11 protein-coding genes are annotated in these 15,628 nt (G+C 36.3%); 9 read left to right on the top strand and 2 right to left on the bottom strand.

The features are described from left to right. The first annotated feature begins 6 nt into the window (after window positions 1-6). From IGK54_RS09040 to trpS, 8 genes are all read left to right on the top strand, one after another. On the top strand, window positions 7-1,149 hold the full coding sequence (locus tag IGK54_RS09040) for a glycoside hydrolase family 88 protein (protein ID WP_016633581.1): 1,143 nt from the start codon (window positions 7-9) through the stop codon (window positions 1,147-1,149). A gap of 49 nt (window positions 1,150-1,198) precedes the next feature. Then, the gene (locus tag IGK54_RS09035) at window positions 1,199-2,476 is read left to right on the top strand and encodes an ABC transporter substrate-binding protein (RefSeq protein WP_174125842.1); all 1,278 of its coding nucleotides are present in this window, start codon (window positions 1,199-1,201) and stop codon (window positions 2,474-2,476) included. Between the two features lie 150 nt (window positions 2,477-2,626). Beyond that, window positions 2,627-3,529 (top strand): carbohydrate ABC transporter permease, encoded by a 903-nt coding sequence (locus tag IGK54_RS09030; protein ID WP_002356840.1) that lies wholly within the window; start codon window positions 2,627-2,629, stop codon window positions 3,527-3,529. Further along, on the top strand, window positions 3,502-4,419 hold the full coding sequence (locus tag IGK54_RS09025; RefSeq protein ID WP_002383582.1) for a carbohydrate ABC transporter permease: 918 nt from the start codon (window positions 3,502-3,504) through the stop codon (window positions 4,417-4,419). Before IGK54_RS09030 ends, IGK54_RS09025 begins: the two co-directional genes overlap by 28 nt. A gap of 12 nt (window positions 4,420-4,431) precedes the next feature. Next, a complete protein-coding gene (locus IGK54_RS09020) occupies window positions 4,432-5,103 on the top strand; it encodes a hypothetical protein (RefSeq protein WP_002389950.1) in 672 nt (223 codons plus the stop codon). Window positions 5,104-5,203: 100 nt separating this feature from the next. After that, window positions 5,204-6,172, top strand: a complete 969-nt coding sequence (locus IGK54_RS09015) for a hypothetical protein (protein ID WP_002369004.1) — start codon at window positions 5,204-5,206, stop codon at window positions 6,170-6,172. Between the two features lie 10 nt (window positions 6,173-6,182). Continuing rightward, entirely contained in the window at window positions 6,183-9,962 is a 3,780-nt protein-coding gene (locus tag IGK54_RS09010; protein WP_002379622.1) for an Ig-like domain-containing protein, read from the top strand. Window positions 9,963-10,123: 161 nt separating this feature from the next. After that, window positions 10,124-11,128 (top strand): tryptophan--tRNA ligase, encoded by a 1,005-nt coding sequence (gene trpS, locus IGK54_RS09005; RefSeq protein WP_002362895.1) that lies wholly within the window; start codon window positions 10,124-10,126, stop codon window positions 11,126-11,128. Window positions 11,129-11,181: 53 nt separating this feature from the next. On the opposite strand, the gene IGK54_RS09000 is transcribed toward trpS, so the two are convergent. Then, entirely contained in the window at window positions 11,182-12,960 is a 1,779-nt protein-coding gene (locus IGK54_RS09000; protein WP_142957002.1) for an ABC transporter ATP-binding protein, read from the bottom strand. Between the two features lie 52 nt (window positions 12,961-13,012). After that, the gene (locus tag IGK54_RS08995) at window positions 13,013-14,740 is read right to left on the bottom strand and encodes an ABC transporter ATP-binding protein (protein WP_142957001.1); all 1,728 of its coding nucleotides are present in this window, start codon (window positions 14,738-14,740) and stop codon (window positions 13,013-13,015) included. 66 nt (window positions 14,741-14,806) lie between these two features. Between IGK54_RS08995 and IGK54_RS08990 the strand changes: the two genes are divergently transcribed. Continuing rightward, entirely contained in the window at window positions 14,807-15,622 is an 816-nt protein-coding gene (locus IGK54_RS08990) for a MerR family transcriptional regulator (protein WP_002383586.1), read from the top strand. Window positions 15,623-15,628: the final 6 nt, after the last annotated feature.

The following is a 15,628-nucleotide window of genomic DNA, read 5'->3' as shown; positions in this document are numbered from 1 at the left end:
TACACAATGACAGAAAATGGACAGATTGAGTGGTTGCCGAAGCAAATCAGTTTTGCTTTAAACAAAGTTCGAGGAAATTTAGAGACATTTAAAGAATTAGTTCCACCCGCGGCAAGTTTAAATCAAATTTATTATCCTGAAGAAAATATTGACTGGACGGCCAGCTTTTGGCCAGGAATGTTATTTTTAGCAAAGGAATTAACAAATTCAACAGAGTTCGATGAGGTGATTGCCACACAGATGGCTTCTTTTCAACATCGCTTGGATGAACAAATTGAGCTGGAAACACATGATATAGGCTTTTTGTATATTTTAACAGCCATTGCTGATTATCAAGTCAATGGTCATGAGGCCTCAAAAGAAATGGCCTTGCAAGCTGCGGACTTATTAATGAAACGTTATTCACCAAAAGCCAAGATTATTCAAGCTTGGGGGAATTTAGACGATCCAGAGCAACGAGGTAGAATGATTATTGATTGTTTAATGAACTTACCATTATTATACTTTGCAGCAAAAATGACTGGCAAGCAAGAGTATTATGAAGCTGCCTACAATCATGCGAAACAAACACAAAAATATATTGTGCGAGAAAATCACACTACGTTCCATACGTATTATTTTGATACGGAAACAGGCGAAGCCTTGTACGGAAAGACACAGCAAGGATACTCAGATGATTCTTGTTGGGCTCGCGGCCAAGCCTGGGGAATTTACGGCTTTACGTTAAGTTATTTATATACAGGAGATAGTAGTTTTCTGGAAACAGCAAAAAATGTTGCTGATTACTTTATTCAAGAATTACCAGAGGACAAAATCTGTTACTGGGATTTAATTTTCAATGAAGGGAGTGAAGAAGAACGTGATAGCTCATCTGCTGCAATTGCTGCATGTGGCTTACTGGAATTATCTCGTCAGCTTCCATTAAATGATGAAAAACATGGCTATTATGAAAAGGTTGCGCTAGAACTATTACAAGCATTAGCGGAAAAGTATACAACAGTTTTACGACCAGAGTCGAACGGCCTATTGCTTCATGGTGTCTATGATAAAAAAACAAATACAGGAGTCGATGAATGCATGATTTGGGGCGACTACTTTTATTTGGAAGCGCTAACTCGTTTAGCGGAAAGCTGGTATTCTTTTTGGTAATTCATGGAGGAAAACTCCTAAAAAATAATAAATAGCGGAGGTAGTACAAATGAAACTTTGGAAAAAAGGCTTAACAGCGGCAGCGTTGTTAGCGGTGGCGGCAGTAACTTTAACAGCATGTGGTGATTCAAGTGAAAAGAAAGCAACTGAAAAGAGTGAAGATGGCAAAACAAAATTAACAGTAACTACTTGGAATTATGACACGACCCCAGAATTTGAGAAATTATTCAGAGCTTTTGAAGCGGAAAATCCTGATATCACTATTGAACCGGTGGACATTGCTTCAGATGATTATGACACAAAAGTAACAACGATGCTTTCATCAGGAGATACGACGGATATTTTAACCATGAAAAACTTACTTTCATATTCTAATTACGCGCTACGCAATCAATTGGTGGATTTAACCGATCACGTTAAAGATTTAGATATCGCACCTGCCAAAGCAAGTTACGAGATGTATGAAATCGATGGTAAAACCTATGCTCAGCCTTACCGTACAGATTTCTGGGTATTGTATTACAATAAAAAAATGTTTGATGAAGCCGGAATTGCCTATCCCGATAACTTAACTTGGGATGAATATGAAGCGTTAGCGAAAAAATTATCTAAACCAGAAGAACAAGTATATGGTGCCTATCAACATACTTGGCGCTCAACCGTTCAAGCGATTGCTGCTGCTCAAAATAATGCCAATTTGATTGAACCGAAATACAATTATATGGAAACTTACTATGATCGCGCATTGAGAATGCAAAAAGATCAATCACAAATGGATTTTGGAACAGCAAAATCAACAAAAGTAACGTATCAATCACAATTTGAAAATTCAAAAGCGGCGATGATGTACATGGGTAGCTGGTACATGGGGACTTTATTAACAAACATTGATGATGGCAAAACAAATGTCGAATGGGGGATTGCCGAAATACCACAACAAGAAAAAGGTAAAGCAACTACCTTTGGCTCACCGACAAGTTTTGCAATTAATAAAAACAGTAAAAAACAAAAAGCTGCTCAAAAATTCTTAGACTTTGCTTCAGGTAAAGAAGGTGCAAAACTTTTAGCAGAAGTAGGAGTGGTTCCTTCTTATAAAACAGATGAAATTGATAAAATCTACTTTGCAAGAAAAGGAATGCCTTCAGATGAAGTCTCACAAAAAGCCTTTAACCCAGATACAATTAATTTAGAATTCCCATCTGATAAAAACGGTGCCGCAATTGATAAAGTATTACAAGAAGAACATGATTTAATTATGGTCGGCGACGAAAAACCAAAAGATGGTATTGCTAACATGGAAAAACGTGTCAAAGCAGAGATAGACTAACTATTATTTCCTGCAAAAACACAAAAGATTGATGAAAAAAATAAGCTGAAATGAGTAACCTACAATGAATTTCAGCTTATTTTTTTAAATAAAGAATGTAGCTTGAGTTTGGAAGGAGGGCCTGTTAAGTTCACTTAACAGAATACAATTATGGAAATTACTTCAAAAACAAAAACAGCAAATAAATTGAGACGAAAAAATACGTGGACTGCGTTATCTTTTATCGCACCAAACTTTATTGGCTTTTTCCTCTTCACTTTAATCCCGGTTATCTGTTCACTGATTTTAGCTTTTATGAGTTGGGATTCTTTTTCAACTCCTGAATTTGTCGGAATGAAAAATTTCACCAAAATGATTCATGATGATACGTTTTGGATTTCGTTAAAACAAACGTTTATCTATACGATTGGTGTTGTTCCGTTAACATTGATTTGCTCATTAGGACTAGCGATTTTGTTGAATCGTAAAATTAGAGGGATGAAATTTTTTAGAACGGCTTTTTTCTTTCCTTATGTAACGTCATTAGTTGCGATTGCGGTCGTTTGGAATATGCTATTTCATCCAACGATGGGACCAATTAATCAATTTTTGAAATTATTTATTGAAAATCCTCCTGGCTGGACATCTAGTTCTACTTGGGCTTTACCAGCAATTATCATCGTTAGTGTGTGGCGCTTTATGGGGTATTATATGATTTTGTATTTAGCTGGTTTACAAAGTGTGCCAAGAGAATTATATGAAGCAGCGTCAATGGATGGCGCGGGTAAATGGAATCAATTTTTAAATGTTACCTTACCTTCACTACGACCAACGACCTTTTTCGTGACTATCATGCTTGTAATTAACTGTTTCAAAGTGTTTGACTTAGTTCAAGTTATGACTGGTGGTGGACCAGGACGTGCAACGAATGTGTTAGTTTACGAAATTTACAATGAAGCCTTTGTCAAATTTAATTTTGGTTATGCATCAGCCATTGCGATGGTCTTATTCATCATCGTTCTAGCGATTACTGTGGCCCAATTTAAATGGAATCAACATCAAGAGAAAGTTTAGGAGGAGAAAAGATGGAAGCAACTTTTTCAAAAAAAGAAAATACTCGAAAAGCAAAAACGAAAAAAGCAGAAAAAGTCACACCTGGTGGGATCCTTGTAATCATTCTCTTAACTTTACTTGCGTTAATTACTTTGGTGCCTTTCATTTGGATGGTTTCAGCATCATTTAAAACAAACAATGAAGTTTTCACCATTCCAATTCAATGGATTCCTAAAAGTTGGCATCCAGAAAACTATTCCGTTATTTGGGAACGCATTCCGTTGTTAACTTTCTTTAAAAATACATTATTTTTAAGTATTGTGATTACGATTATTCAACTATTTACTTCAAGTTTTGCAGCATATGGCTTTTCAAAAATGAATTTTAGAGGAAGAGATACACTTTTTATTACGTACATCGCAACAATTGCTATTCCTTGGCAATCGTATATGATTCCACAATTTATTATGATGCGTCAATTAGGTTTGACTGACACGTTATGGTCACTTGTTTTATTACAAGCATTTAATGCATTTGGGGTTTTTTTACTGAAACAATATTACAGCAGTATTCCAGATTCACTATGTGAAAGCGCGCGGATTGATGGGTTAAGTGAGTGGGGAATTTATTGGAAAATTATTTTACCATTAACTAAACCAGCTTTAGCTAGTCTCACGATTATTACTTTTGTGAATACATGGAATGACTATATGGGACCTTTCATTTATTTATCTTCTACTGAGAATAAAACAATTCAGTTAGGTTTGAAAATGTTCGTCGGTTTATTTGATGCTGAATATGCCTTAATCATGGCCGCATCAGTGGTTTCTATTTTACCAGTAGGGATTGTCTTTTTAGCAATGCAAAAATACTTTGTTGAAGGTATTGCTACATCTGGAATGAAGAATTAGGAGGAAGTTTGAATGTTTACTAAGCAAACCTTTGATAATAATATCTATATGAAAATTTTTCGCTGGCTTTACATTTTATTTATCGGTAATCTAGGGCTTCTCTTAGTGAACATTCCTTTTTTCATAGCGGTGATTAGCTTAGACATTGATCCACGAAACCTCCCACTTTTTGTAGTAACGTTGCTGCCGATGGGGGCAGGGATGATTGCACTTTTAGGTTTAATCGATACTTTTAAAGAAGAAAAGGAGCTGGATCCGTTTAAAACTTTTTTCCAAAAGTTTCGTCAGTTTGGGTTAAGAGGCTTTCTTATCAGCTTGCTTGGCTTAGGAAGTAGCATCATCAGTGTGACAGATATATTCTTTTTTGCCAAAACAACGATTGGTAAATGGTTTATTCCATTGATGGTCCTTCTGCTAATTTTTGGGTTAGCTATTATGCTGAATGCTTGGTATTTTCAAGTACGAAACCCGCAAGCTTCTTTTAAAGATGTGTTTCGGATTTCAATTTACTATGGACTGCGGAAATGGTATGTCAGCTGTCTAAATGTTTTTTTACTATTCTCAATGTTTGCAATGATGTTTTTGAAGCCACAGTTTGGGTTTGTTGTAACCCCTGTCCTGTTCCTAGGGATTATTTATTTAAATACTGGGAAATTGCATGAAAAGCAAAAAAAGAATAAATAATTTTTACATAATAAGTAATCTCGATTTTCAGGAAAATGAATGAAGGTGGGATTGCTTATTTTGTTCTTGCCTTGTTTATTAAAGTGGAGGGAGCGAACGAATGAAGAAAAAAATAATTATTTTAAGTAGCTTTTTGATAGGTGCTATTTTTGTGCTCGTTATTTTTACTACCAGCCAGCAAAGTATGATTAATAACGAAGCAATCCAAGTCGAAGAATTAATTGTTTATGGCGATAAAAATATGAATCGTGTAGCGAAGCAATTCTCTGATCAGAATAATTTAACTTCGTTTGGGAAAAATTTCTGGCGCAAAACGTATAACGGAAAATCACCCACTCAGGAACTACTGAAGGTTGCAACGGAGGATTTAGTACAACATAAAATGATTAAACAGCTGGCAACGGAGTTAGAAATAGCCCACTCACAAACATTTGGGCAAGAAAAAAAAGAATGGCAAGACCAAAAGAGCAGTTTAACGCTCTGGCAATTTTTAGATGCAAAAGATCAACAATTACAGGACCAAATAAAAGAGAAATTAATGGAGAAAGAAAAGCCAACGCAAAAAGAATTGCGGCAGGCCTTTGAGCAATTGGATGATAAATATAAAAAGACCGATTACTTTGTTGAAGCAATTGAAATTCCAAATTTTTCAGGTAAGCAAGCAGAATTAGAAAAAATAGCCGAAGCAATCTCTCCGAATCTATCTTATGAGGAGACGTTATTGGAGTGGCAAAATAAATTACCTAATCTTGTTATTGAATCGTATCAATTGAAGAGTGCAGAAATCCAAAAAGAGGATATTTATTCGTTGTCTGTTGGGGAGATTCTTAGTGAAAAAGCTGTTGGTACCGTGGTGAAAGGATACCACGAAAACCAATACTTTTATATTTTTAATAAGGAAGGAGGGCAACTTTTACAGTTTGAAGAAGCACCACAATTTGGCAAAAATGCCTATATCAACACATGTTACAAAGAGAAATTAGCTACGTATCAACAAGCAACCAAAGTAGACTTGTTGGAGAAAGACAGAGAAAAGTTTTTTCAAAATTATCAAAATAAAAACAGTTAAGGAGCAGAAAATGAGAAAAAAAGCGTATTTTAAAAGTGTAACCATCTTCCTTTCTATTTTGCTTGTTTTTTCCCAGCTTCAATTATTTAGTCTTCCTGCTTATGGGGAAACAGTGAGTGATCAACCGTTACTTTTTCGTTCAGTAGGTGTCGCTCAAAATGGAACGACCTACTATGTGGATGGGGAAGGAGGAAATAATGCCAATGATGGGCAGTCTCCAGCCAGTGCTTGGCGTGATTTTGAAAAAGTGAATCAGACGGAGTTTCAGCCAGGCGACCATCTTTTGCTGAATGCGCAAAGTACCTGGAATAACCAATTGTTGCATCCAAAAGGGAATGGGACAGCGGCACAAAAGATTGTCATTGATTTTTATGATACGAATGACAAAGGAGAAACCATTTTTGAAACAACGCGGCGTCCGATTATTAACGGTGGTGGCACCTACAGCACAGGGACTTTCAAACGTGCAATCTCAGGGGCCGTGCAGTTAGTGAACCAAGAATATTGGAATATTTCAAATTTAGAAGTGACAAATACACCAGAGCTAGATAATCTCGAAGGCTATAAGAAACCAGGAGATGCTCAAAGAGCGGGGATATTAGTACTAGGATATGAACAAAATCGAACGTTCAATAGTGTCACGATAAGGAATAACTATGTTCATGATGTTCAAACAGAATATTATTTGAATCTAAGTGGGAATACTGCAACCAAACGATTAAAAGCGGTAGGTGGAATTATTGTTTTAGGAAGTTGGTTTGATGAGAATGGCAATGTAGTAACGGCAGCCAATGATCATCGAACAACGACTGGATTTAATGATATTTTGATTGAAAATAATGTGATTCAACGAGTGGGACTTGAAGGAATTCGAACAAAAGCTGATTCAGATACCTCAAGAGGCAACACTTTCTACAAAACGTTTTCTAATATTACGATTCGTAATAACTATTTAGAAGATATTGCTGGCGACGGGATTGTCTTGTCAGAAGCCAAAAGTGGCGGTGTCGTCGAAGGAAATGTTGCTGTCCGAATGTGCAATGCCGATTATGGTACACAAAATTACGCGGGCGTTTGGGCAATGTCTGTAGATGACGGACTGTTCCAATATAACGAAGTATACGGAATCAAATATGGATTTAACGATGCTGAAGCTTATGATGTGGACATGCAGTCAAACAATGTTATTTATCAATATAACTATTCACATCATAATACTGGCGGCTTTTTATTGCTTATGTCTGATCAAAAAAATTCGGTTATTCGGTACAATATCTCAGCTAATGACGGCGGTGGTAACCGAGGAACAGGTAAAGACAATCCAGGCGGAGCTGGTGGCTACAATTATAAAGAACAAAGCATTTTCCATTATTGGGTGAAAAATGATGGAGCGGCAATGCCAACTATCCACAATAATACGATTTATGTTGGCGACGGTATTTCAACATCATTATTTGGTGAAGGAAATAGTTCTGACAACAGTGGTACAGTAGCCAATTTTTACAATAATATTTTATACAAAGAAGGTACCGGACAATTAAAATTCTTATCTAATTATCCAACAAATGGGACACAACCAATTGAACGTAAAATGGTCGATAATCCAGAAAAATATTTCAAAAATAATGTTATTTGGCCAAAAGAAATTGCTACAGAAAAAAGTGGTGCAACTGTTGAAAAATTAGTATCAAGTGGAAACATTTTTGAAAAACCACAATTAGAAATCACAGATAACCCTGAAAAAGTGAAAGAGTTGGCAGAGCAAGAATTTACGACATTGAAACCAACAAAAGATAATGTGGTTGAATTTACTTCTAAAGAACGCTTACGTCAGCGAGCACAAATGTTTCGATTAAAAGAAACCTCTCCAGCGATTGGTAAAGGCTTGTCGGAAGTGAACAGTGCGGCCGAAGACTTCTTTGGAAATAGCTTGAAAAATAAATTTTTAGATATTGGTGCGCAACAAGCATCCACAATTGAAAAAAGTATTCGTTATCAAAATCAAGTGTTAGAAATTAGTTCGGCAACAGGTGTGTATCCTAATTTGCCAGAGCAAGTTGAATTAACGTACGAAGAAGTCGTTAATGAAGAAGTGGTTGCGACAGGCAAAAAAGAATTTAAGTTACAATGGGAAGCAATCCCTCAAGAAAAAATTAATACAGCAGGCACAGTTGAAGTTGCAGCAACAGTTATCGGCTTACCGATAGATGCTGTCAAAGTAACAGCCAAGGTCTCTTTTGAGGGTGAACTTGGTGAAGGAAAAGACACCGTTAAACTAAAAACAGCTCAAACTGCCTATGTTCAAAAGAGTGATGGTAACCGAGCATACTCTGCTATAGCAGGCGGTACCGCTGCCATTAGTTCAGGAGACGCCTATAAATATCCTTATGGAGTAAACTATACGGGCAATTACGCATTAAAATTAAAAAATGCTAGTTCTGCGGGGTATAATCGCCGGATTTACGTTGAAATTGATACACAAGAATTGAAGAACTATCAATCACTAAAAAGTGCCAATTTAGAACTAAATGTGATGCGTTATGATGCGTGGAATGGTGCTGGAAATACAAATGATGAACGTTTGAAAAATACGCAGTTCCAAGTAGATGTTTATGGAACAGATACTAATTGGATGAGTAACACCATTACTTGGAACAATGGTCCAAATAATTTAAATGTACCAAATGAAGAATTTATTGCTCGACAATCTTTTACAAATAGTTCAATTATGAATAATCAAAATACAATCTCTATTGATATTAGTAACTATCTACGGAAGCTAATTCAAAGTGGTGAGAAAATTCCAGCCAAGTTAAGTTTCTTATTAGCGATTACAGACAGTCGTTTGCCTGGTTATGATTCTGATAATGCTGGGTTTGATGCTTTTTCAAAAGAAGGCGCACAAAAGGCCTATCAAGACTTTTTAGCAGGCAAATTGACCTTGCCAACTGGTCAACAGCTAACAGAGGATAGTTTAGCTCCTAAAATTGTTTTATCGAATGTTTTCGAAGTCAAACATGAGTCGATTGAGGTTGCGACAGAAGCGGGTCAAGCCCCTAATCTACCAGAAAAAACAACTATTTTTTATTCGGATGGTTCACAACGAGAAGTGACTGTCAATTGGTCAGAAGTTCCAGCATCTTCTTATCAAAAAGAAGGAATATTCACTGTTGTAGGACGAGCAGCAGGTGTTTCACTGCCAATTATTGCCAATGTAAAAGTCACCGCTAAACATATTGTTGGATTCAAGGAATTGCCTACGCTGGATCGACTAACAGGCACCTCGCGAGGCGAACTGAATTTGCCAACTGAAGTAATTGCAAAATTAGATGATGGTAGCGAAACGAAATTGAAGGTTATTTCTTGGGATGACGATGTTAGTAATTATTCGCCAAGTAGCCCGCCAGGTACTTACCAGTTCCCTGCTGCAGTAGAAGAAAAAATAGGAATTGCGAATCCCGATGAACGAAAAATCTTCCAAGTCGTGCAAACTCATGCGATTCCTGAAAGAATTCAATTTGCTACAGAAACAGCCACTATAAAATCAGGCGAAAATTATCAAATTCAATCTAAAGTGATTGGTCAAGCGCCGCACACAGAAACGGATGCTTGGAGCTCGCAAGTAACGTATGAGTTGGTTACACCAGATGCTGGCAATACAGTAAGTGTAGATGAAAACGGTCTGATTAGGACAGAAGCAACGACTGCTGCAGGAAATTATCAAATCAAAGTAACAAGCAAAGTTTTACCGATAGTGACTGCACAATTTTCAATTAAAGTCACAAAATAAATAAACTGTTTGAAGAGGCTGGAACAAGAATTGCTGTACCTTGCAATCTTTCTAGTCTCTTCGATTATCTAGAATCAATAAATATTCTATTGCCTACTATTCATTCTTTTTAAAACAAGGTAAAATAATAAATGAAAGTAAACGATAAAGGTGTGTAGACAATGAATACTATCTTAACAGGTGATCGTCCAACTGGTAAATTGCACCTAGGACATTACGTAGGTTCCTTAAAAAAACGAGTAGAAATGCAAGCAGACCCTACAAATCAATTATTTGTCATGATTGCAGATTTACAAGCATTGACAGATAATGCAAAAAATCCCGAAAAAGTTTCAGCCAATGTTTTAGAAGTTGCTTTGGACTATTTAGCAGTTGGTTTAGACCCTACGAAAACAACAATTTTTATCCAATCGCAAATTCCACAGTTAGCTGAATTAACAATGTACTATCTAAATTTAGTGACCACGTCACGTGTTCGTCGGAATCCAACGGTCAAAGCAGAAATTGAGCAAAAAAAATTTGGGGAAGGTGTTCCGACAGGATTCTTTATATATCCCGTTTCACAAGCAGCTGATATTACTGCCTTTCAAGCGAATTTAGTCCCGGTTGGGGAAGATCAAAAACCAATGTTGGAACAAGCGCAAGAAATTGTGCATAGTTTTAATCAGACGTACGGTGAAGTTTTAGTTAGACCGGAAGCTGTGTTACCACCAAAAGGCATGGGACGCTTGCCAGGAATTGATGGCAACGGAAAAATGAGTAAGTCTTTAGGCAATGGTATTTATCTTTCAGATCCAGCTGAAGTGGTACAGAAAAAAGTAATGAGTATGTATACCGATCCAAATCATATTCGTATAGAGGACCCAGGACAAGTTGAAGGAAATATGGTCTTTACTTACTTGGATGTTTTTGGGAAAAATAAAGAATATATTGAAGAATTAAAAGAGCACTATCGCCATGGCGGTTTAGGAGATGTGAAAATTAAACGTTACTTAATTGATGTCCTAGAAGAAGAACTCGCACCGATTCGTCGACGTCGTGAAGAGCTGGCTAAAAATCCAGAAGCGATTATGGAAATGTTGCATAAAGGAAGTCTTGCTGCTGAAAAAGTGGCAGCACAAACCTTAACAGAAGTCAAAAAAGCGATGGGAATTCAATATTTCTAAGCAATAAAAGAACTGGAACAAGTCATTCTTCTTTTGACTTGTTCCAGTTCTTTTTAAGTGGTTTGAAATTGACTATTATATAAGCTGGCGTAAAGAGTCGGAGTTTGTAATAGTTCCTGATGCGTTCCTTTTTCAATAATATCGCCATTTTTCATCACTAAAATTAAATCAGCATTTTCAATCGTGGATAATCGATGAGCGATAACAAAGCTTGTTCGATTTTCTGTGACAGTTTCCATCGCTTTTTGAATATGGGCTTCTGTTCGTGTGTCCACACTCGAAGTTGCTTCATCGAGAATAACAACGGGCGGATTTGCTAAAATGATTCGGGCGATGGTTAATAACTGTTGTTGCCCTTGTGATAATGCACCATTTTCGCTAGAAATAATTGTGTCATATCCTTGAGGAAGGGTCCGAATAAAATGATCACATTGAGCAATTTTAGCTGCTTCAATTATTTCTTCACGAGAAGCATCTTTTTTTCCATAGGCAATATTATCTGCTACGGTTCCTTCAAATAGCCAAGTGTTTTGTAAAACCATGCCAAATAAATTTCTTAGATTTTGTCGAGAAAGTTTCGTAATATCAATCCCATCAAAAGTAATGGCGCCTTGATTTATTTCATAGAAACGCATTAATAAGTTAACTAATGTTGTTTTACCAGCGCCGGTGGGTCCTACAATAGCCACTGTTTTTTTCGGTTGAACAGAAAAATCAACATTCTTCATTAAAATTTTTTCTGGTGTGTAGCCAAATTGAACATTTTTAAATTCAATGGCTCCTTTAGGAGAAGAAATAGTTTCTAAATGAGTTGCTTCTGGCTGTTCATCAGCTTCATCTAAGATAACAAAAATCCGATCAATGGAAGCCATCGCTGCTTGAATTGAGTTAATGACATAAGAAGCGGTAGAAATCGGCTCAGAAATTTGGTTGATATATTGCAAATACGCTTGCAAGAAACCAATCGTAATACCACCAGATAAAACGAGCATTGCGCCTAAGATAGCACTAATAATAAAAGCCAACTGATTAATAAAACGAATAGCTGGATAAATCGCAAAATTTAGAAACTGTGCTTTTTTAAAGGCACGATAATGTTGTTGATTAACAGCATCAATTGTTTTTTCAGCATTTTGTTGTTGATTAAAGGTTTTTGTGACCAAATTTCCTGCTAAATATTCTTCCATCTTATTATTTAATTGACCTAATTCAGCTTGACTTTGATCAGCAAACACCTTGTTTTTATTCGCGATTTTTGTCGTCATGAAAGTACTGCCGCCAATTAGGAGCAACACTAAAATGGTTAATTTTGCATCAATATAGAACAACATGATTCCTGCAAAAAGGATAGTCACGACGGAAGTGAAAAATTGGTTGATGCCTGTTAAAAGAACTTGTGACAATTGGTTTAAGCCAGTTGTTGAACGACTAATGATATCGCCCACTTGGTGATTGTCAAAGAAGGCCATTGGTAAAGTTTTAAACTTTTTTGTCACTTCTTTTCTAATTCTTAAAGTAACCCGTTCGCTTAAAGAAGCCATTGCTCGTTCCTGAATAAAAGAAGTGATACTACTAATGATTGAAAAGAGAATTAAAAGTAAGACGGGACCTAAGAGCGCTTCTTCAACTAAAGAAAGTGTCATGCCTTTGAGCCCGACACGCTTGATAGCTTCTAAGAGGTTATCAATCCCGATTGCCATAATATAGGTCATGGCAACAATTAATAAGTTTCCAATTAAACTGCAGATCATTAGACCATAAAAGATTGGATGCTCAGGTTTAATCATTTTCCAGAAACGTTTAAAGCTTTGAAGATTCATTGTTTTTTTCATTGTATAGCTTGAAAAGAAAATTTTCTTTCAAGCGGTCACATCCTTTCTTTAGTTACTTGGGTAAGATACCTTGCGATTTAGCAAAGTCTTGGTAATAGCTATTAGTGGTAAGTAAATCAGCGTGGCTGCCTTGACCAACAATCCTTCCTTCATCTAGGACGATAATATTGTCAGCGTTCATGATTGTACTTAACCGTTGAGCAACAATGAGTAAAGTTTTGTCCGCCATTTGTGCATGTAAAGCGGCACGTAGAGCGGCATCAGTTTTGTAATCTAATGCGGAAAAGCTATCATCGAAAATATAAACATCTGCCGGTTTGATTAAGGCTCGTGCAATACACATTCTTTGTTTTTGACCACCAGAATAGTTGGACCCGCCTTGTGCTACGAAACTTTCAATCCCTTGTGGTAAGGAATCGATAAATTCAGAAGATTGTGAAATTTCTAGTGCCGTTCTTATTTCTTCTGTAGTTGCTTCGGCATTTCCCATTAATAAGTTTGATAAGATTGTCCCACTGAAAAGAAAGGCTTTTTGTGGCACATAACTGATGACTTGGCGAATCGTTTGCTGAGATAATGAGCGGATATCTGTGCCAGAATAGCTAATCGTGCCGGCTGTGACCTCATTTATTCGTAAAAGTAACTTAACTAAAGTACTTTTACCAGCGCCAGTTGCACCAACAATCGCCGTTGTTTTTCCTTTAGGGATGACAAAACTAACATTTTCTAAAACAGGATCAGCTGTTTCTGTATATTGAAACGTGACGTGATCGAAGCAAATCAAGGCTTTCTCAGGATGATAAGCAATGGTTGCTTCAGTGTGAGGATCGCTAATTTCAATTTCTTCTGACAAAACTTCTTGCAAGCGATTCAAGGAAGCAACGGACCGTGGAATGACAACTAATACCATAGCCGCGATCATTAAGTAGGCCAAAGTTAGAAGCGTATATTCAATCACAGCTGTAACGGTGCCAATTTGTAGGGTGCCTACCGCCACTAAATTACCGCCAAACCACAAAATAGAGGCATACACAACGCCCATTAATAAAAAGGCAACGGGAGTAATCCAAGCAAAGATTCGATTCACTTTGCTCATGCGTTCAGCATAATTTTTAAATGTTTGATTGGTTCGCTGCTCTTCAAAATCTTGATTATTGAACGCACGAATCATATTAATTCCAGTAAAGAACTCTCGTAAAGTCGTAGTAATTCGATCCATTTTTGGTTGAATTTTTAAAGATAAAGGGGTACCTTTTTTCATTAAAAAATAAACAACGACTAAGTAAAATACGATGGAAGCCAATGTTACCCAAGCGAGTGAAACTGAATAAGAAAATGTCATCACTAAGGCAAATAAACTAATAATAGGCGCTGGAAAGATTAATTGGCAAAATAGCACAATCATTGTTTGAACATTATCTACATCGTTGGTCATTCTAGTTAGCAAAGAATTTGAACCAAATTTATCAACATTTTTCATCGAGAATTGTTGAAATTTTTTAAAGAACAATCCTCTAACTTGAAAACCAAATTTAGCAGCTACTAAAGCAGACAAATAGCTAGAAATAATTGCGGCAATTGTTCCAATGAATGCCACAAGAAACATTTGTATGCCAATCGTTTTAATTACTTGTTGGTCACCGCTAACGATGCCCACATCAATCAACTTGCCAACTAATTTAGGGACGCCAAGGGTTCCTGCGATTTGCAAACAGATGGTTAAAGTTGTCGCAAGAACAATCCATTTATTTTCTTTAATAAACTCTTTCATTAATTTCATGAAATTTCCTCCTTAAACAATACCGTTTTAGCTGTTACAAAGAGTCATTGTACACGTTCAAGTAACTTGAATGTCAACAGTAGAAATGCTAAACTTTTTGATGGAGGGAACAGTATGGAAAAAAATTACACAATAAAAGATGTTTCTGAGTTGTTAAATATCCCTAAGTCCACGATTCGTTATTGGGACGAGCAAGGGTTGATTAGTACAACACGCAATGAAGAAAACGGATATCGAACCTTTGATTTAGAAGATTTGTTCAAAATATATGATATTGATTTTTATCGAAAAATGGGGATTCCTATCAAAGATATGTTGAATTTATATAAAAAGACACCTACCGATCTCTATGCCACCATGGAAGCAACAGAAGAACAACTGGGGCAAGAAATAAAAAGGCTTCAACATAAATACAAAGAAATCAAGAAAAGAAAATTACATTTACATGCGTTAATTGATTTAGAAACATTGGTTTTTTCAGATGAACCAATTCCTTTTGATAAAATTGTTGTTGTTGATATTGAGGATCCAGAAGAGATGAAAGTTTACATGGAACACATTTCAACTTTAGGTATTTACGGGGATTTAAGTGAATCCAATGAACTGACGTATGGGATTTGTTTGGCAAATCATGTGAATAAAAAAAGTTTAGATAAAGTGATTTGGCTCAAAGAATCAAGTAGCCAATACAAAGGCTTTATTTTAAAAGTCAATACACAAGATACCCGTTTGAATAATATCGAAGAAGTAAAAAAGCGTTTAGCAAAACAAGGATTTGAAACAGGCATCGTTGTCGGGGAACATATCTTGACACAACTAGAAGAGGAAAATCAATATATTGAATATTATTATGGTTGGATTGAAATTTTAGGGGAAAAGTGAAGTAAT

The organism is Enterococcus sp. DIV2384, from assembly GCF_050534975.1.
GTDB classification, from domain to species: domain Bacteria; phylum Bacillota; class Bacilli; order Lactobacillales; family Enterococcaceae; genus Enterococcus; species Enterococcus faecalis.
The sequence above is the reverse complement of the archived record's forward strand: the minus strand, read 5'-3'. Positions and strand labels throughout refer to the sequence as shown.